The sequence below is a fragment of the Pseudoalteromonas sp. KAN5 genome, from assembly GCF_022846535.1.
GTDB classification, from domain to species: domain Bacteria; phylum Pseudomonadota; class Gammaproteobacteria; order Enterobacterales; family Alteromonadaceae; genus Pseudoalteromonas; species Pseudoalteromonas haloplanktis.
Window position 1 is genome coordinate 517281 of sequence record NZ_AP025589.1, and the last position, 19324, is coordinate 536604.

21 protein-coding genes are annotated in these 19324 nt (G+C 41.0%); 16 read left to right on the forward strand and 5 right to left on the reverse strand.

Annotation, left to right across the window (positions count from 1 at the left end; all coding sequences use genetic code 11):
* Positions 1–56: 56 nt before the first annotated feature.
* The 4 genes from KAN5_RS02210 to KAN5_RS02225 all read left to right on the forward strand — a co-directional run bounded on the left by KAN5_RS02210 (position 57) and on the right by KAN5_RS02225 (position 3834).
* Positions 57–1475 (forward strand): MATE family efflux transporter, encoded by a 1419-nt coding sequence (locus KAN5_RS02210; protein WP_244390337.1) that lies wholly within the window; start codon positions 57–59, stop codon positions 1473–1475.
* Positions 1476–1532: 57 nt separating this feature from the next.
* Complete coding sequence (gene dapE / locus KAN5_RS02215; RefSeq protein ID WP_138554917.1) at positions 1533–2732, forward strand: succinyl-diaminopimelate desuccinylase; 1200 nt, start codon at positions 1533–1535, stop codon at positions 2730–2732.
* A 157-nt stretch (positions 2733–2889) separates the two neighbouring features.
* Entirely contained in the window at positions 2890–3330 is a 441-nt protein-coding gene (locus KAN5_RS02220) for a GNAT family N-acetyltransferase (protein ID WP_138554916.1), read from the forward strand.
* 18 nt (positions 3331–3348) lie between these two features.
* Positions 3349–3834 carry a GNAT family N-acetyltransferase gene (locus KAN5_RS02225; protein WP_244390338.1) on the forward strand — a complete coding sequence of 162 codons (486 nt, stop codon included), beginning with the start codon at positions 3349–3351 and terminating at the stop codon, positions 3832–3834.
* A gap of 60 nt (positions 3835–3894) precedes the next feature.
* Here the strand turns inward: KAN5_RS02225 and KAN5_RS02230 are convergent, their stop codons facing one another.
* Positions 3895–5613 carry a lysophospholipid acyltransferase family protein gene (locus tag KAN5_RS02230; RefSeq protein WP_016708890.1) on the reverse strand — a complete coding sequence of 573 codons (1719 nt, stop codon included), beginning with the start codon at positions 5611–5613 and terminating at the stop codon, positions 3895–3897.
* 156 nt (positions 5614–5769) lie between these two features.
* Here KAN5_RS02230 and KAN5_RS02235 point away from each other — a divergent pair, with 156 nt between their 5' ends.
* Positions 5770–6690 (forward strand): glyoxylate/hydroxypyruvate reductase A, encoded by a 921-nt coding sequence (locus tag KAN5_RS02235; RefSeq protein ID WP_244390339.1) that lies wholly within the window; start codon positions 5770–5772, stop codon positions 6688–6690.
* A 98-nt stretch (positions 6691–6788) separates the two neighbouring features.
* Positions 6789–6920, forward strand: coding sequence for a hypothetical protein (locus KAN5_RS17520; RefSeq protein WP_016708892.1), 132 nt, complete (start codon positions 6789–6791; stop codon positions 6918–6920).
* Between the two features lie 35 nt (positions 6921–6955).
* Here the strand turns inward: KAN5_RS17520 and smrA are convergent, their stop codons facing one another.
* The 3 genes from smrA to KAN5_RS02250 form a co-directional block, all read right to left on the reverse strand.
* The gene (gene smrA / locus KAN5_RS02240) at positions 6956–7534 is read right to left on the reverse strand and encodes a DNA endonuclease SmrA (protein ID WP_016708893.1); all 579 of its coding nucleotides are present in this window, start codon (positions 7532–7534) and stop codon (positions 6956–6958) included.
* A 135-nt stretch (positions 7535–7669) separates the two neighbouring features.
* Positions 7670–7915, reverse strand: coding sequence for a hypothetical protein (locus tag KAN5_RS02245; RefSeq protein ID WP_029216148.1), 246 nt, complete (start codon positions 7913–7915; stop codon positions 7670–7672).
* Positions 7916–8014: 99 nt separating this feature from the next.
* On the reverse strand, positions 8015–8461 hold the full coding sequence (locus KAN5_RS02250; RefSeq protein WP_016708895.1) for a hypothetical protein: 447 nt from the start codon (positions 8459–8461) through the stop codon (positions 8015–8017).
* A 96-nt stretch (positions 8462–8557) separates the two neighbouring features.
* Between KAN5_RS02250 and KAN5_RS02255 the strand changes: the two genes are divergently transcribed.
* Positions 8558–8941 carry a response regulator gene (locus KAN5_RS02255; RefSeq protein ID WP_016708896.1) on the forward strand — a complete coding sequence of 128 codons (384 nt, stop codon included), beginning with the start codon at positions 8558–8560 and terminating at the stop codon, positions 8939–8941.
* Positions 8942–9006: 65 nt separating this feature from the next.
* Here KAN5_RS02255 and rpsT read toward each other — a convergent pair whose 3' ends face one another.
* A complete protein-coding gene (rpsT, locus tag KAN5_RS02260) occupies positions 9007–9267 on the reverse strand; it encodes a 30S ribosomal protein S20 (protein ID WP_016708897.1) in 261 nt (86 codons plus the stop codon).
* Positions 9268–9562: 295 nt separating this feature from the next.
* Here rpsT and murJ point away from each other — a divergent pair, with 295 nt between their 5' ends.
* The 9 genes from murJ (at position 9563) to pilV (ending at position 19324) form a co-directional block, all read left to right on the forward strand.
* A complete protein-coding gene (murJ, locus tag KAN5_RS02265) occupies positions 9563–11101 on the forward strand; it encodes a murein biosynthesis integral membrane protein MurJ (RefSeq protein WP_036981033.1) in 1539 nt (512 codons plus the stop codon).
* A 109-nt stretch (positions 11102–11210) separates the two neighbouring features.
* Entirely contained in the window at positions 11211–12137 is a 927-nt protein-coding gene (gene ribF, locus KAN5_RS02270; RefSeq protein ID WP_244390340.1) for a bifunctional riboflavin kinase/FAD synthetase, read from the forward strand.
* A 25-nt stretch (positions 12138–12162) separates the two neighbouring features.
* Complete coding sequence (gene ileS, locus KAN5_RS02275) at positions 12163–14991, forward strand: isoleucine--tRNA ligase (protein WP_016708900.1); 2829 nt, start codon at positions 12163–12165, stop codon at positions 14989–14991.
* Positions 14992–15000: 9 nt separating this feature from the next.
* On the forward strand, positions 15001–15501 hold the full coding sequence (lspA, locus tag KAN5_RS02280) for a signal peptidase II (RefSeq protein ID WP_016708901.1): 501 nt from the start codon (positions 15001–15003) through the stop codon (positions 15499–15501).
* On the forward strand, positions 15498–15938 hold the full coding sequence (gene fkpB / locus KAN5_RS02285) for an FKBP-type peptidyl-prolyl cis-trans isomerase (RefSeq protein WP_016708902.1): 441 nt from the start codon (positions 15498–15500) through the stop codon (positions 15936–15938). The genes lspA and fkpB overlap by 4 nt, the downstream gene beginning before the upstream one ends.
* The gene (gene ispH / locus KAN5_RS02290) at positions 15938–16867 is read left to right on the forward strand and encodes a 4-hydroxy-3-methylbut-2-enyl diphosphate reductase (protein WP_244390341.1); all 930 of its coding nucleotides are present in this window, start codon (positions 15938–15940) and stop codon (positions 16865–16867) included. Before fkpB ends, ispH begins: the two co-directional genes overlap by 1 nt.
* A 38-nt stretch (positions 16868–16905) precedes the next feature.
* Complete coding sequence (locus KAN5_RS02295) at positions 16906–17946, forward strand: histidine kinase (protein ID WP_244390342.1); 1041 nt, start codon at positions 16906–16908, stop codon at positions 17944–17946.
* Positions 17943–18641 carry a LytTR family DNA-binding domain-containing protein gene (locus KAN5_RS02300; RefSeq protein WP_244390343.1) on the forward strand — a complete coding sequence of 233 codons (699 nt, stop codon included), beginning with the start codon at positions 17943–17945 and terminating at the stop codon, positions 18639–18641. The genes KAN5_RS02295 and KAN5_RS02300 overlap by 4 nt, the downstream gene beginning before the upstream one ends.
* A gap of 122 nt (positions 18642–18763) precedes the next feature.
* A complete protein-coding gene (pilV, locus tag KAN5_RS02305) occupies positions 18764–19324 on the forward strand; it encodes a type IV pilus modification protein PilV (protein ID WP_244390344.1) in 561 nt (186 codons plus the stop codon).

A 19324-nucleotide genomic window follows, 5' to 3' on the forward strand; every position in this document is an offset into this window, starting at 1 on the left:
TCATCAATAACTCATGATTTTAAGCTATAATAGGCAGCCATAGACAAAGGGGTACTATGAATCAAACTAACGCACTTTTTCTTAATGGCTCTATTAGTAAAGCGCTGTTAAAACTTGCTGTTCCTATTATTCTTATTAATATCTTGCAATCAGCTTATCAACTAACGGATGCATTTTGGGTCGGCCGCTTAGGTGCTGCACAAGTTGCAGCTGTGTCGGTTAGTATGCCCGTAACATTTTTAGTTATTGCTATTGGCTCCGGACTTGCGATGGCTGGGGCTATTTTATCTGCGCAATATATGGGAGCCGGCCAACAAGATAAGGTGAACCATGTCGCCGCGCAAACGGTGTTAATGGTCACGGTAACAGCGATAGTATTAGGCATACTAGGTTACTTATTATCACCTTACTTTTTACATTTATTAGGTGTTGAAGATGCGGTTTATAATGATGCTTTAAAATTTATGCATGTGTCGTTTGTAGGCGTGGTGTTTGTATTTATTTATGCCATGTTTCAGGCCTTAATGCGTGGTATTGGGCAAACTAAAGTTCCTTTGATCATTGTTACAGTAACTGTGTTGTTGAATTTTTTACTCGATCCGTTATTCATCTTCGGCTATGGCAGTTTTGAAGGCTTAGGGGTGATGGGGGCTGCACTGGCAACCTTAGTGACGCAAAGTTTAGCTGCAATTGCAGGGATTGTAATCTTTTTACGTGGCCGTCACGGAATTAAGCTTAAGTTATCAAGTTTCGCACCAGATTATAGCTATATAAAACAAGCGTTTTTTTTAGGTGCTCCGGGCTCTGTTGAGCTTTCTGCGCGGGCGTTTGGTCTTATAATTATGTCTTTCTTGGTCGCTAGTTTTGGTACTCAAACCATTGCCTCTTATGGCGTTGGCTCCAATATATTACAAATGGTAATGATCCCTGCAATGGGGCTTTCTATGGCCGTATCTACACTCGTTGGGCAAAACATGGGCGCTGGTAATCCACAACGGGCAGAGCAAATTACCAAGTTGGCGGTGCTCTGGGGGTTATGTGGGCTCTCTTTGATTGGAGTACTAGCCTATCTATTTGCACCTTACTTAGTGGCATTTTTTATCCCTGATGATCAAGCTGTGATCAATAAGGGGGCACAATTTATTCGTATAATGTGCTTAACGTGGGGCGGTATTGGTGTGCAGCTATGTGTGGTGGCTGCATTTCGTGCATCGGGCAATATGCTCAATGCGATGTTATTAGCGCTGTTTTCTCAATGTGTGGTGCAATTTCCTGCAGCCTATATTTTGTCAAAACACACGCCACTTGGCGATCAAGGAATTTGGTACTCGTTTGCTGTAACCAATGTACTGGTAGCGGTCGTCTCATATTTGTGGTTTGTTCGTGGTCGTTGGCAACAAACAAAACTCACCAAGGACGACAAAGACATCGCTAAAGTTAGCCAAGAAGCCTTTATCGAAGAAGGTAGTCATTAAGCGGTCATAATCGCAGGTTGTAATGAATATATTCTATATTAATTAGGGGTATTTATTATGACCTTCGCAGCCCATGCCCGCATCTGTTCTCAAGCAACCCAAAGTAATACCGTGGTTGAAGACTTGCAAACGCTGATCAAATTTAAGTCAGTCACACCTTTACAAGCTGGCGCTATAGATTGGCTAAGTACGCAGTTAAGTTCACTTGGTTTTAACTGTGAGCAATTTACCTTTAATAATGTAACTAACTTGATAGCTAAAGTTAGCTTTGGCGATGGACCTAGCTACGCTTTTTCAGGGCATATTGATGTTGTGCCAGCTACGCATGGAAAGTGGCGTGCAGAGCCTTTTTCCGGGGCGATTATTGATGATGCCATCTATGGCCGTGGTGCTGCCGATATGAAAGGGGGCGTTGCTGCAATGCTATCAGCTAGTCGCTCTTTGATCAGCCATGTTGCAAATAAACACGGTACTTTTTATTGGCTGATCACCTCAGATGAAGAAGGTGAAGCTGAATATGGCTCACTGTTAATCGCACAGCGCTTAGCGCAACAAAGAGTGCAATTAGATGGATGTATCATCGGTGAACCAACCAGCCATTTACAGGTGGGTGATACCATTAAAAATGGCCGCAGAGGGGCACTTTCGGCACGGTTAATTATCAACGGCAAAGCAGGGCATGTTGCTTATCCAGAAAATACCCTAAATGCTGCGCACCTCAGTGCAGAAATAGTCAAACGCTTAACTAACATAACTTGGCAGCGTGACGAGCCAAGTTCACATACGAGTTTGCAAATCACCGGAATTAATATTGCCAACGTAGTCGATAATATGGTGCCGGCATTGTGTGAAATGACATTTAATATTCGTTATAGTCATGGCTACAAAAGTGCAGACATTAAAAATGAAATTCAATTAGTGTTAGCTGATTTACAACACTGTGTAGCTATTGAATGGCAGCGCCCCTGTGAACCATTTTATACCAGTCATCAAACCAATCATTGCTTATTAGCAAAAGTAGAGCAGGCGGTTTTTGCTGTAACGGGAAGTTACCCTGTATTAAGTACCAGTGGCGGTACATCTGATGGTCGATTTTTTGCTAATGATTACACCCAAGTGATTGAATGCGGTGTGAGAAATAACACCATTCATCAGGTCAACGAACATCTTCCAATAGATGATTTGCTGAAAATTGAGCAGATCTATACGCGTTTACTTGAGCAACTATTTATTGTTAATTTAAGAGAGATCGAATAGTCGAAAAGAATTTATCTCATGCATGCTATGTATAATTATTTGTTCAGTAAAGTATCTTATCAGTGGTGTTATTACACATTAAAGTATATTTTAGGTACTACTTTTTGCAGTGGCTTTTAATGTAAACGCCTAACCTAATTTAAGGAATACTAAATTAATGATAAGAGAGGCTAAAAAAGATGATTTAACGGCAGTATTAAAGTTATATAAAGAGCTACGTCCATCAGATCCTGAATTAGAAGGCAACTTAGCTCATCAAATATGGGCTTCAATGCTCGACGATCCACAAACTTTTTTGATAGTTGCAGATATCGCTGGTGAGCTTGTTTCAACATGTGCCCTAACGATTAATAAAAGCATCGCAAATGGCGCAAGGCCCTTTGCAATGATAGAACATGTTATCACCACGGCCCAGTTTCGTAGACAAGGATTAAGTCGTCAAGTATTAGAATACGCAATAAATACAGCATGGGAACATAATTGCTGTAAGGTAATGTTGTTATCAGGTGAAAAACTTACTGCTGCGCATGCTTTATACGAGTCTGTTGGGTTGCAAGCAGGTATTGAGAAAGGCTTTGTAATCAAACCATCTGTATAGTTGTAAAGGTCGATTAAGATGGCAATAAAATTAATTGATAATGACTCTTGGCCTGCAGTATTAAAAATTCAAGCGCAGGCATATTTAAGTGTTGAACCCGAAAGTTTAACTGTACTGAAAAGTAAGTGGACTAGATCGCCAGAAAGTTGCTTTGTCTACCAGCAAGGTGAAAACATACTTGGTTATTTATTAGCACATGCTTGGCATAGTGAAGCACCGCCAAAATTATTCCAGCCATTACCAAATGAAATACCGGCGAGTATCTTGTTCCTTCATGACATAGCTGTCGCTGAGAGTGCTTTAGGTAAAGGTGTTGCTACTGCTATGTATCAACATTTACAGCAGCATGCGTTATTGTCTGCATATCAGCAGATCAGGCTAGTGGCTTTACAAAATTCAGCGGGGTTTTGGCGGCGGCTAGGGTTTGTAATTGTTGATCAGAAGATTAGTAATAGCTATGGAAAAGAGGCATTTTTAATGCAAAAAATGCTGTGCTGCTTGTAAGCTTTTTCATAGCTATAAGCATTGTAAAAGTGCACAAATAACAAATGTGTTTTAATAGCTTTAATTTGACTCTTTTCCTAAATATCTCTTAGCTTTACCTTCTTTTACTTTTTCTAGATCAACCAGTACTAAGCCATCAATACAATTATTAAACTCAGGATCGACACTAAAACTTAAAAATTGTACGCCCCCAGGCTCACACAGCTCTGTATATTGTTTAAATAAAGTAGGTACTTGCGCACCTATATTGGCAAGAATATGTTTAAGTTCGACAAAGTCTTCTTTCACATCATCCCCGCTAAATAGGGTTTGGCATTGTTTTAACTGTTGCTCAGTAAGCTTGAACTCATTGTTAGGCGTTGCAATCTGTTGTTTAGCACCATAATAATGTTGATAATAGTGTACTAGCAGTGCTTTGGCTTGTTCCGGTAGGGCGTTTGATACACTCACTGCACCGTACAAATAGCGATATTGTGGGTAGTTTTTCACAAATGCACCGATGCCATACCATAAATAATCAAGGCTTTTACGGCCCCAATATTTGGGCTGCACAAAGCTGCGGCCAAGCTCAATACCCGCTTCGAAATAGGGGGTCATTTCATCGCTGTATGAAAATAAACTGTCAGTGTATAAACCTTTACGGCCATGTTTGTTGATAATTTCTTGCGCACAGGCTAATCGATAAGCGCCCACCAGTTCCAGTTGACTACTGTCCCATAATACTAAGTGTTGATAATCCATATCGTATTTGTCGATATCGCGGCGTTTGCCACTGCCCTCTCCAACGGTACGAAAAGAGATCTCTCGCAAGCGGCCTAACTCTCTAAAAATCGGGGAGCTCCCTTGATATTGGTAAAGGTAAATTTGCATTCCGTCGTGTGTAGTGCCTAATTGTTTGCATTGCTCAATGGCTTTTTTAAGCTCTTTGCGACACTCAGGGGTAGCGATAGGGGTTTGAGTTTTCAGTGGTAGAGTCTTTTTTGAAGTAAGTAAATAAAGTTGTTTACGAATGAGGTTTACTATCTCTTTGTCTTTCAGGTTTTCAATTAAATAAGACTCTGGCGGAATAGATGCGCCAATTTCAAACTCTAATGATTTTTGTCGCTGTTTAAACATTTCTTTAACCAGTAATAAACTCGCTAAAGGTTTGTAGATCATCGATGTACCATAAAATAATGGGCTATTTTTGGCTTTAATAAAAATAGGCAAAATAGCACAGTTGGCCTTTTTTGCGATCCGTAGAAAGCCGCTGTTCCATTTACAATCTTTAATACCAGTGGGACTTAACCGTGATACTTCCCCAGCAGGGAAAATTAGGATTGCTCCTTCTTCTCTGAGGTGTTGATGAATATTGCTTAATTCTTGCTTTTTACTTGTACCAGATAAATTATCCACTGGTAATAGTAACGAATGCATGGGGGTGACGGACATTAACATACGATTTGCAACCACTTTTAAATCTTTTCGCACACCCGATAATACTTTTATTAGCGCTAACGCATCTAATGAACCAATAGGGTGGTTTGCAACAATGACAAGTTTACCTTCACTGGGAATATGCTCGATTTGTTTTGGTTTGTAACGCGTGTCAAAATCGAGTTCATCAAGTACTTGTTCAACAAACTCAATTCCTTGCAGATGTGGATAAGCATCACCAAAGGCAACAAACTCTTGCTCATGAAGTAAATAACCTAGGCCTTTTTTTACTAACCCTTTTACTTTAGGTGAGTTTTCTAACTGTGGCAGGTTTGCTGCGATTACTTTATCAACACTGATCATAATTACCTCATCGTCATCTTGCGATCAATCTGTGTTCAGCATAGAAGTTTGCTATGACAGTTCTGTTGCAGTTGTGTGACTGTTTAAAGAGTCCTTAGATAAACAACCTTAGTTAAGGTTATACTAGGGAAAAGTAATCACTATTGAAGTATCTATATGCATGTTCTTGTGGCAATAACTGGGCGAGATTGCAGTAAAATTATTGCAGCTCTTGCAGCTAGGTTACCAGGTATAACCATTTCACAATGGCCTAATTGTGAAAATTTAACTGAGGTTGAGTTTGTTATAGCTTGGCTTGCACCTGCACAAATGTGGTCGCAGCTACCAAACTTAAAAGTCGTCTCTTCTTTTGGCGCAGGCGTTGACAGTATCGATATGAGTTTAATCCCAGATAATGTTGTTGTAACACGCATTGTGGATGAAAACTTAGCCCAAGATATGGCTGAATATGTGCTTACCCATATTTTAGCGCATAAACTCAGGCTGAAAGAATACTCTATTAAACAGCAAAATATGTTGTGGCAGCCAAAGCGTGCTTTTAACCATCGGCATGTGGTTATTCTTGGTTTTGGTGAACTGGGGAAAAGCTGTGCAAAGCGTTTACTGGCTAATGACTTTAGCGTTAGTGCATTTTCTCAAAGCCCTAAAAATTTTCCTCTCGTAAATTGTATTCATCATCGTAATGATTTGACGAATGTGTTGCCACAAGCTGATTATTTGGTGTGTTTGTTACCGCTTACAGCACAAACGAAAGGCTTTATTAATCGTGATTTATTAGCACAATTACCGCCTCATGCGGTACTTATTAATGTTGCGCGTGGACAACATGTGGTTGCAGAAGATTTACTTTGGGCATTAGATAATCAGGTTATTCGTGCTGCAACCTTAGATGTATTCGAGCATGAGCCTTTAGCTGTTGAACACCCACTTTGGTCACACCCGGCCATTACAGTAACTCCTCATTGTGCTGCTTTATCTGATGTTAATAGTGTCACCGGGCAAATTGCTGATAATGTACAACGTCTACAAGCGGGCGATAAACTAAATAATAAGGTCGATAGAACAAAAGGTTATTAATATTGGGGAAATAACTGCTAATTACACATTGTTAACATATGTTATTTTAGTTAACCTAGGAACGTATCTTAATAATAAAAATAACGATAAGGTTTACCATGAAACAGCAGCAGGGTGGCGTAAAACTCAGTATTATAGTGATCTCTATTATTTTAATGGGGGTGTCTGCGTGGTTTAATCAAGCCAGCGCGCATGAGCAAGCCCATGCGTTGCAGCAACAAGTTGAGTAATACCATTTAACCCACCGTTTATAATTTACGCCGGGTTAGTGTTTGCAGTGACGCTCCCGGTTTTCATTCTTTTTCTCATCACTTTTCTTTATTAACGCATAGGTTGCGCCACTCCCACCATGGTGCCTTAGGGCGCTGTGAAATGCTAACACGCAGTCAATCTCCTGTAGCCATTTATTGGTATAACTTTTTAATATTCCAGGCGCCTTCTTATTTTTGAAGCCAATACCATGGCGGATCAATACCACACGGATGTTACGTGCCTGGCAATCGTTTATAAACTCAAATAAAGCGTGGCGCGCAGTTTTGAGAGCTCTGCCATGTAAATCAAGGGTTGCATCAACTTGATATTTAGCCAAGCGAAGATTTTTGAAGACGGCTTCTTGTACTCCTGCATTTTTATAACTTAACAGTGCGTCTGGAGGGAGTAACTCAACTAATTCACTGCGTAGGTAGTTGTCGTCGATAGTTAAATCTAACTCTGCGTATTTACGTTTTTCTTGTTGGGCTAAAGAAGGCTGAGCAGAGCGCTGTGTTGGTTTGATGGTATCGTGATCTAAACGGACAACATCTTCCATGGACGTTAAAAATAAATCAAGATCAGATAAAGGCATATGCTACCTCAAAGTGAGTTAATACGTTAGAAATTTTAACTTAGTTCATTAGCTAAATCACTTAAACTCAGCATAAAAAAATACCCCACAAAGTCAAACTTCGTGAGGTATTATAAATTTATCTTGGGAGAGATATTAATTTTGCGTCACGTTCAATTGCCCAAAAGTATACACTTTGAACAGATAAAACGTGTTGATCAACACTAAACTCATGTTTGAAATAACACTCGATGACATTAAATCCAAGCTAAATGATAAAAACAGTAAAACGCAGGCACTGATCGCCGCTACACGTAATATTGTTAATTGATTGATAAAAAACGCCCCTAATCCTAGGGCTAGCAGTATAAAATTTAAAAGCCAATCTAGCTCGTTTAGCATGGTTGTATCATTGTTCATGTGTTGAAAAAAGGAGCGCCATTATGGTGATAATTTGCGCACCTTTCAACCAAGTAATTTTATATTTTCAGATTAGTTTTTTTAATCCAAAATTAATTTTTTGAATGCTGCAAAAAAGCCTGCTTGTTCGATAATTCGATACTTCTGACAGGTATCAGGTTGTTTATTATTTTGGCATAAATAAAGGCTATTACGGGCTAAATCAGCTGTTGGCTGTAAGTGTGAATCAAATAACATCGTTCCATGGCCAAATAATCCCGGCCAATACACACTTTGTGTGACCAGCCCTAGTTTTTCGTAGGTTAATAGCTGGGGCTTAGGAGTGATTAAAATAATGCAGACAGCAATAGCAGCACAGATAAGGCCTGTACGACTTTTTTTGACTTCAATTGCTTCAGGTGACTTAACAGAAGCTTCTGTTGCAGGGCGTGTTGGAGCGGAGGTTTTGCGCTTGTTATTTGATGCAGTTGGTTTTTTCCGTTGTGGGGCTTTCCCTAATAAGGATTGTTTTTTTATATTGTTCGACATAAAGCAAATCTGGCCTTTTAAGCAGAGCTCTCTATAATGAGATAATTAAATAAGTATAATAACTTAAACCTAGCTCATAACCTACGGGGATCAACCATGAATACGCAGCTTTCAATTTTAATAGTGGATGATGTGGGAACAGTGCGCAGCTTTCTAAATCAAACACTCATGCACTTAGGTATTGAAAATGTTAAAGAAGCATCAACAGCTGCACAATGTATTAGTGCATGTCAGGCGGCCGATTATAATATTATTTTTTTAGATATAGAGTTGCCTGATGGTGATGGGAAAGAGATTATTGCCCAAATCAATGAAATAAACCCTGAAACTAACGTTGTGATGGTGTCGGCTCACTCAACTGTTGAGAATGTTAAAGATGCCATTGAAAAAGGTGCTAAAGGGTTTGTAGTTAAGCCATTTACACCTAAAAAAATAGCCGCCATGTTGAAAAAGTTTTACCCAGATTTAGAAGTGGTGTAGTACGCTATAGAACAGATATAAAAAAACCGGCCTAGGCCGGTTTTTTATATTCTAGCAAAAACAAATTATAGCGCTTTAATCTTAGCTGCTAAACGGCTCTTATGACGAGCTGCTTTGTTTTTGTGGATTAGACCTTTAGTTGCATAACGGTCTAAAATAGGTGTAGCAACTGCGAAAGCTTGCTGTGCAGCTTCCTTGTCGCCCGCTTCAATAGCAACAACTACTTTCTTGAAGTATGTACGCATCATTGAACGACGGCTTGCGTTATGCTGACGGTTTTTTTCGCTAGTGATAGCGCGTTTTTTTGCAGACTTGATGTTAGCCAAGGTTTGCTCCTAACAATCTTAAAATAAGCTTAATTTAAAGGCCGTGGAATATGCCTGTTTTTATCATGAATGTCAATAAAAAATTGACATAACAAGAAAAACTGCTCCTATATAACGAACATCAATTTGCCGCTTTAGCAGTTAATAACGCTATTGTAACAAAGGCGGTGAGTTCAGCCTAGTGCTTTAGAGCGATTTATAAAAAAGACTGTGGCATAATCCCCTTTATCATTGGTTTTAAAGCAGGTTTAAAGTGGCTAAAGGATTATTTCGTTCTGGTATGATTGTCAGTTGTATGACAATGATATCGCGTATTTTAGGGTTAGTACGAGATGCTGTGGTCGCCAATTTACTCGGTGCAAGTGCAGCGGCAGATGTTTTTTTATTTGCTAATCGAATTCCAAATTTTTTACGCCGCCTATTTGCTGAAGGTGCATTTGCACAAGCATTTGTGCCAGTATTGTCAGAAATCAAAGAACAGCAAGGCGACGATAAAGTTAGATTGTTTGTTGCTCAAGCAGCTGGGACATTAGGAACTATCTTACTGGTTGTTACCCTCATTGGGGTGATTGCATCGCCCGTTATAGCAGCATTGTTTGGTACAGGTTGGTTTATTGAATGGTGGCAAGGTGGACCAGACAGCGAAAAGTTTGAGTTAGCCAGCAGCTTACTTAAATTAACGTTCCCGTATTTATTTTTTGTAAGCCTTGTGGCGCTCAGTGGGGCGGTGATGAATGTTTATAATCGCTTTGCGGTGGCTGCATTCACGCCCGTTTTACTTAATATTTCGATTATAACCTGTGCCATATTCTTACATGATAAATTTTCAGTGGGTGCATACGCACTTGCTATCGGTGTATTTATCGGTGGTGTCGTGCAGCTATTGTTTCAATTACCGTTTTTGTATCGTGCAAAAATGCTCAGTAAACCTCGCTGGGCATGGCAAGATGACAATGTTAAAAAAGTGCGCAAGCTCATGTTGCCCGCATTATTTGGGGTGTCGATTAGTCAAATTAATCTGTTGCTTGATACTATGATTGCCTCATTGCTGATGACGGGATCAATTGCCTGGTTGTATTACTCTGATCGATTAATCGAATTTCCGCTGGGTTTATTTGGTATTGGCATTGCGACGGTGATTTTGCCGGCATTATCAAAATTACACAGCAGTAAAAAAAGTAGCGATTTTCAGCACACTTTAGACTGGGGGGTGCGCTTTGTGATCTTTTTAGGGTTGCCTGCAATGGTCGGCTTAATGATCATAAGCCCGTTAATTATCTCTGTGTTATTTGATCATGGCGCATTCAAAGATGGCGATATTGACCATGTTCAGGCGGTCAGTTTTGGCGTTATGGCATATTCGGTGGGGTTAGTCAGTTTTATGCTGATCAAGGTATTAGCGCCTGGTTTTTATGCACGCCAAGACACTAAAACACCAGTACGCATAGGTATTATTACTTTGATACTCAATATGGTGTTTAACATTATGTTAGCGCCCTTTATTGGTTATTTGGGTTTAGCACTGGCAACATCAATGTCGGCCAGTTGTAATGCATATTTGTTATATCGCCAGTTAAACAAAGAGCAAGTCTATACATTTTCGCGTTTTAGTTTGCTGTTTACTGGCAAGTGTGTGGCAGCGGCTTTACTCATGGGCACTACTGTTTGGTATGTCGCAACACAATTTTTATGGCAGCAATGGCATTTTAGTGAGCAAGTTGTTTTACTTATGGGATTACTTGCCCTTGCTGGTGTAGTGTACTTTTTGGCATTATTTTTACTTGGTGTACGACTAAATACCATAAAAAACGTAATGACTGCTCAATCAGACTAAAAAAACTAACTGAAACTCGCATCTTGAGGTGGTTTGGGTATAATCGGTGGTTCTGTAACCCAAGTGAAATTTTACTCGGTACATAACGCTCATTAAGGCATTAGGTGGCATGGAGTTAATTAGAGGTATTCACAATATACGTACGCAGCATTATGGTTGCGTGTTGACCATTGGTAATTTTGATGGCGTGCATTTAGGTCATGCTGAAGTACTGAATGGGTTACTCAATGACGCTAAAAAATATAACCTACCTAGCACGGTAATGTTATTTGAGCCGCAACCGCAAGAGTTTTTTGCAAAAGACAATGCTCCAGCTCGACTAACACGACTTCGTGACAAGCTACGTTTATTAGCTAAGTTAGGTGTAGAGCGTGTTATTTGCATTAGCTTTAATCAACAATTTGCCAATATGCAGGCTGAGCAATTTGTGACAGAGATATTGATCAATAAACTTGGCGTTAAAGCATTAACGGTTGGGGACGATTTTCGTTTTGGCAAAAGGCGGCAAGGGGACTTTAGTTTGCTTGCTAAGATGGGCCAAGCGGTACAAATGGATGTAAAAAGCACTGCGAGTTTTCGACAATTAAATGCTAGAGTAAGCAGCACTTTGATCCGCCAAGCACTCGCTGACGGTCAGTTAGTGCAAGCCAAAGCAATGCTTGGCCATGACTATACAATATCAGGGCGAGTGATCCATGGCTGGAAGCGTGGCCGAGAACTGGGTTTTCGTACTGCAAATATCGCGTTAAAGCGTCAGGTATGCCCTGTAAATGGGGTCTTTGCGGTACAAGTAACATTAAACGATAAAACAGTGTATGGGGTTGCAAATATTGGCAACAAACCCACATTTAATGGAACACGCGCATTATTAGAAGTTCATTTATTTGACTTTGCGCAAGATATTTACGGACAGTTTATGCACGTGGAGTTGATTGAAAAACTTCGCGATGAGAAAAAATTCGAGACATTAACACAATTGACGGCACAAATAGCAACTGATGTTGCTGCCGCTAAACAGTGTTTTGGTTTAAATTAGGTAGCCGATACGGAAACTAGGATTAATGAGCGACTACAAGCATACTTTGAATTTACCGGAAACAGAATTTCCAATGCGCGGCAATTTGGCACAACGTGAGCCAAAAATGCTTAAAACATGGTATGAAGACGATCTATATGGTCAAATTCGCAACGCTAAAAAAGGTAAAAAAACCTTTATTTTGCATGACGGCCCTCCGTATGCAAATGGCGATATCCATTTAGGCCATTCAGTAAATAAAATTCTAAAAGATATTATTGTTAAATCAAAAACTTTATCTGATTTTGATGCGCCGTATGTACCAGGTTGGGATTGTCATGGTCTACCAATTGAATTAATGGTAGAGAAAAAAGTAGGCAAACCTGGTGTTAAAGTAACCGCAGCTGAATTTCGTGAAAAGTGTCGTGCTTACGCTAAAAAACAAGTCGAAGGCCAAAAAGTTGATTTTAAACGCTTAGGTGTGTTTGCTGATTGGGATAAGCCTTACTTAACCATGAACTTTGACTTTGAAGCGAATGCAATTCGTGTACTTGGTCGCATCATTGAAAAAGGCCATCTGCACAAAGGTGCAAAACCTGTGCATTGGTGTACTGATTGTGGTTCAGCATTAGCTGAAGCAGAAGTCGAATACCAAGATAAACAGTCACCAGCGATTGACGTACGTTTTGAATTTGTTGATCAGGCGGCTGTTGTTAGTGCGTTTGATTTAAAAGCGGATCATGAGGGTACTGGCACCGTAAGTACTGTGATCTGGACCACCACACCATGGACACTGCCTGCTAACCGCGCGGTGGCTGTGCATGCTGATTTAGAATATGCCTTAGTACAAGTTGATGACGAAGGTGCACAGCAGCGTTTGATTTTAGGTTCAGAGCTGGTTAAAGACGCCATGGATCGTTATGGTTTTAACCACTACCATGTATTAGGTTATGTAACCGGCGCAGCACTTGAAAATTTACAAGTCGCACACCCGTTTTATGACTTCAATGTGCCAGTGATTGTTGCTGAACACGTTACGACAGACTCAGGTACTGGTATCGTGCATACAGCACCAGGGCATGGTCAAGAAGACTTTGTAGCTGGCTTACAATATGGCTTAGAAGTAGCTAACCCAGTTGGCGCAAATGGTGTGTATTTACCGGATACAGAATTGTTCGCAGGACAACACGTATTTAAAGCCAATGCCAGTGTTGTTGAGGTGCTTATTGAGCGTAATGCGCTTATGCATCATCATGCGCTAACGCATAGTTACCCACATTGTTGGCGCCATAAAACGCCAATTATCTTCCGCGCTACACCGCAATGGTTTGTCAGCATGGATCAGGCTAATTTGCGTCAAGACTCATTAAAAGAGATCAAAAACACCCAGTGGTTGCCTGAGTGGGGCGAAAGCCGCATTGCCAACATGGTTGAAGGACGCCCTGATTGGTGTATCTCACGCCAACGTACATGGGGTGTACCGATTGCTTTATTCGTTGATAAAGACACCGGTGCTTTACATCCTAATACGCAAGAACTCATTGAAAAAGCAGCTCAACTGGTTGAAAAATCAGGTATTCAAGCATGGTATGATTTAGAGCCTGCAACGCTACTTGGTGAAGCTGATGCGCAGCAATACATGAAAGTGCAAGACACTTTAGATGTATGGTTTGATTCGGGGGTGACCCATGCGTGTGTGGTTGATGCTCGTGAAGACTTAGTTGGTCCTGCTGATCTATACCTTGAAGGGTCTGATCAACACCGTGGTTGGTTTATGTCATCAATGATGACATCAGTGGCAATTAATGGCCATGCGCCTTATCGTCAAGTGTTAACCCATGGTTTCACTGTGGATGAAAACGGCCGCAAGATGTCAAAATCGCTAGGTAACGTTATTTCACCGCAAAATGTGATGAACAAACTCGGTGCTGATATCTTACGTTTATGGGTTGCGTCAACTGATTACACGGCAGAGATGACTGTATCGGATGAAATCTTCAACCGTTCAGCGGATCGCTACCGTCGTATTCGTAATACCAGTCGTTATTTATTAGCTAATCTAAGTGGTTTTGATCCTAAGACAGATCAAGTCGCTATTGACGATATGGTTGAATTGGATCGTTGGATTGTAGGCCGAGCAGCGCAACTGCAAGATGAAATCTTAGCGGCTTATGAAAGCTATCAAATGCTGCAAGTAACGCAAAAGCTAATGAATTTCTGCACAGGTGAGCTGGGCTCATTCTACTTAGACGTTATTAAAGACCGTCAGTACACAGCTAAAAGTGACAGTCATGCTCGTCGTTCTTGTCAAACTGCCTTGTATCATATTGCTGAGGCGATGACGCGTTGGATGGCGCCAATTATGAGCTTTACGGCGCAGGAAATTTGGCAGGCCTTACCGGGTGAACGTGATCAGTACGTATTCACATCAGTTTGGTATGATGGCTTAAAAGCCGTAAGCGAAGGTCAGTTTAGTAATGATGACTGGTTAACTATTCTAAACGTGCGTGATGAAGTAAATCGCGTGCTTGAAGGGGCACGTAAAGAAGATGTAATTGGTGCAACACTGCAAGCCAATGTAGCGCTTTATGCTAATGCTGATCTTGCTGCGAAATTAGCCGCTCTGGGCGATGAATTACGTTTTGTATTTTTAACCTCTAAAGTGACTGTAACGGCGGTTGATGCACAGCCAGAGGGCACCCAATCTACAGAGATTGAAGGCTTGTATATTGCAGTATCAGCAACTGATGCTCAAAAGTGTGAGCGTTGTTGGCATTACTGTGATGATGTGGGCTCAAACCCTGCTCATGAAGAGATTTGTGGTCGTTGCGTGAGTAACGTTGATGGCGAAGGCGAGACGCGTCAGTTCGCATAGGAGTATTTAGTGAGCAAACTAGCCCAAAAAAGTGGTTTAGTGTGGCTATGGTTAAGTCTATTACTGTTAGTAGTAGACTTTGCTACAAAAACACTGGTTGTAAATACCATGAACTTACGTGATTCAATTGATATTTTGCCGTTTTTTAATCTTACTTACGTGCACAACTATGGAGCTGCATTTAGCTTTTTAAGTGAAGCGGGTGGTTGGCAGCGCTGGTTTTTAAGCATTATTGCAGTATCAATCAGCGTATTGTTGATTTGGTGGCTAAAACGTTTACCGGCAACGAATAAAGTGCTTTGTGGCGCTTACTCACTGGTACTGGCGGGTGCAATTGGTAATCTATATGACCGTATTAGCTATGGTTATGTTATTGATTTTCTACATGTGCACTATAACAATTGGCATTTTCCAGCATTCAATATTGCCGACAGTGCTATTTGTATTGGTGCTGCATTATTATTATTTGATGCCTTTACAGGCGAAAGCCCAAAGGAGCAAAAAGTATGAGCCAAGTGGTTATCGGTGAAAAATCAGAAGTTATTTTTCATTTTTCAATTAAGTTATCGGATGGCTCAGCAGCTGACTCTACCAAAGTACACAATAAGCCTGCTAAATTAACTATGGGTGATGGCAGTTTAACTGCTAACTTTGAAAAGTGTTTATTTGGCTTAGCACCCGGTGACAGTAAGTCATTTGAGCTTGAGCCAGAAGATGCATTTGGCCAACCAAATCCAGATAACATTTACTATGTAGAGCGCAGTAAGTTTGGCCCAGAAACACCTGCAACAATTGGTTCAATCATTGCATTTACGCAACCTGACGGCACTGAATTACCGGGCGTTGTCCGTGAAGTACAAGGTGAGTCTGTGACGATTGACTTTAATCATCCGCTTGCAGGTCAGCGCTTAACCTTTGAAGTTGATATTTTAGAGGTAAATGGCTAATGGATATTTTATTGGCAAACCCGCGTGGTTTTTGTGCGGGGGTAGACCGTGCGATCAGCATCGTTGAGCGTGCGTTAGATATCTTTGAAAAACCAATTTATGTACGCCATGAAGTGGTACATAACCGTTATGTAGTGGATGGTTTAAAAAGACGTGGTGCGGTATTCGTTGAAGAGCTAGACCAAGTACCAGACGATAGCATTGTCATCTTTAGTGCGCATGGTGTATCGCAAGCCGTGCGCAGTGAAGCAAAGCGCCGAGAGCTTAAAGTGTTTGATGCTACTTGCCCATTAGTAACTAAAGTCCATATGGAAGTCACTCGAGCTAGTCGTAAAGGCATTGAGTGCATTTTAATTGGCCATCATGGTCATCCTGAAGTGGAAGGGACTATGGGGCAATATAATAATCCTAAAGGCGGTATCTATTTAGTCGAAACCCCTGAGGATGTTGCCAAGTTAAATGTTAAAAATCCTAATAACTTATTTTATTGTAGCCAAACTACGCTATCAGTTGATGATACTGCTGACGTTATTGATGGCTTAAGAACTAAGTTTCCAGCAATTGATGGCCCACGTAAAGATGATATTTGTTATGCCACGCAAAATCGGCAAGATGCGGTACGCGATTTAGCAGATAAAGTTGATGTGCTACTTGTTGTTGGTGCTAAAAATAGCTCAAACTCAAATCGTTTACGCGAACTTGCAGATAAAATGGGCACTGTTGCTTATTTAATTGATGATGCAAGCAATGTTGAAGAACACTGGTTTGCTAACGCCCAAGCTGTTGGTGTTACTGCGGGTGCATCGGCGCCAGAAGTGCTCGTTCAACAAGTGATTAATCGCCTGAAAGAATTAGGTGGTAAACAGGTTATTGAAAACCCTGGCGAAGAAGAAAACATCGTATTTGCCGTACCTGTTGAGCTACGCTAACCTTAGCGTACAGACAGGATTTTTTTAAGGAGCGAGCAATGAGCAAGTCGGTGCAAACCCCTACTTTGCTTTTTGCAGCTCTTTTTAAAGAGCGTGGTGTACTTGCCACTTTAGTCGTTGCACAAGTTATTGCAACCATACTTGCATTTGCTCCAACAGCGGCTGATGATATTTGGATCCGCCTTGGGGTGATCAGCCTGTTTTTACACCTAACCTTTTTATCTAGCCTAACTTGGCTTTATATACTGCGAACACACCTGCTGCGTTTAAAACACGCTCTGCAAATGAGTGCGTTAATGCTTTCATTATTAATGACCACCGCTATTTTTAGTGGCTTATTAATTGAGTTTGCAAGTGACTTTATTGTGCAGCAAAACAACTATGAGTTTATCTTAAGAAACTTATTAGTTGTGTTTTTAGTCACCGCATTATTTATCCAGTTTTTAATGATTCATTTTGAGAAAGATCAACAAACTAATGCCTTAGCACGTGCTGAGTTGGATGCTTTGCAGGCGCGTATTCGACCACACTTTTTATATAACAGCCTTAATACTGCTGCTGAATTAACACATTGCGATCCGCAAGCTGCTGAGCAAGCAATTTTAGCGCTTGCTGCCTTGTCACAAGCCGCTATGCGGGTTGGCAAAGAAACTGCACTAAGCGACGAAATTACCTTGACTCAACAATACCTTGCGCTTGAAAGATGGCGCTTTGCTGAGCGCTTACAAGTGAGCTGGCAATTACCAGAGCAGTTACCGGATGTAACCATTCCATGCTTAACACTCCAGCCACTATTAGAGAATGCCGTTTGTCATGGTGTCGAGCCGTCATTGTCTGGCGCGACGATTTACGTTGAGTTGCATGTTAGTAAACGTTCATTAGTTATTCTAGTAGAAAACCCAATCTCAGCGCAGCAGCAAAAACGCCCTGGTAATGGTATGGCCCTAGATAATATTCGCCAACGTTTAGACCTTTACTATCAAGGTCATGCTAAGCTGACAATGACAACCCGCGATGAGATTTTTCGGGTTAAGTTGGTGCTGCCGTTGACAACTAATTATACAAAAGAGCCTGTATGAAAGTACTTATAGTGGATGACGAACCGTTAGCGCGTGCGCGCCTTCAGCGTTTACTGGCTCATTACCCAGACTATCAGCATGTAGTACAGGCCAGTAATGGCGATAGTGCTCTGCAACAAATAAAACAATATGCCCCAGACATTGTATTTCTCGATGTTGATATGCCTGCAATGAGCGGCCTAGAAGTCGCAGTACAATTGAATAAATTGCCAATTCCACCAGCAATAATATTTGTTACGGCTCATCCAGAACATGCTCTAGAGGCATTACAGCTCAGTGCTGCGGGTTATTTAGTAAAGCCTGTTACAGAGCAAAACTTGGCTAAAACCATAGAGCAGCTTGGCCGGTTAACACGTGCTCATGTGCAAAAGCAGCGCCCAGTCACTATTAGTTTTCAGCTTGGGGGAGTTACACGCAGTGTGGCACTCGAAGATGTTTGTTATGTTATGGCTGAAGACAAATACACGCGTTTAGTATTCACCGATGGTGAAGCATTGCTTGATCAGAGTTTAAAGCAACTTGAGCAAGCTTATCCAACACAGTTATTACGAATTCACCGTAAAATACTGGTCAATAAAGCTCGGTTAATTGCATTAAAAAGAGTTGAAGATGGTAGCCATGAAGTGGTTATAAAAGGCAGTTGTTCACTGCCAGTGAGCAGGCGAGCGTATAAAACCGTCAAAGAGCAGCTTTAAAGTTATTCATCTGTATTGTTTGAACCATTCATCAATAAATATAACCGTTCATCCTTTAGTTCCTTGTATATACACATTGCTCGCATATGCTTAGAGTCAGATAGTTTTATATTAGGTGTGCTATGAAGTCCATCAATTATTCATCGCAACAGGGTTTTACCTTAGTCGAGGTTTTAATCGCATTTGTGATTTTAAGTTTTGGTTTGCTTGGTGCTGTCGCATTACAAGCAAAAGCTAAACAGGCCAGTTTTGACTCTATGCAGCGTGCAGCGGCTGTGGCACTGGGTAATGATATGATCCAGCGAATGCGTGCTAATGACAGAGTGGGAGTGATCACTCAGTACAATGGCACATTTACTAGCAATACAGCACTTGAACAGTCCCGAACTTGCTATACCGGCACGTGTAACTCAGCGCAAATTGCAGCCCTTGATCGCCAGCAGTGGATCCGTGCAATTCAGGCCCGCGAAAATACAGGCGCTTTGGATGATGCAACGGTTTGCATAGAAAATACGGCTGTACCAGGCGGTGATGGTAAAGCATTTAATATTCAAGTCGTGGTTAGTTGGCAAGGCCGTCAGGAGATCACCGCCAGTGCTGATACAAAAGCAATATCGTGTGGTGAAGAAAGTAACACTCGCCGTGTAATGGTATTAAAAAGCTATATTTATTTGAGGAGCTAA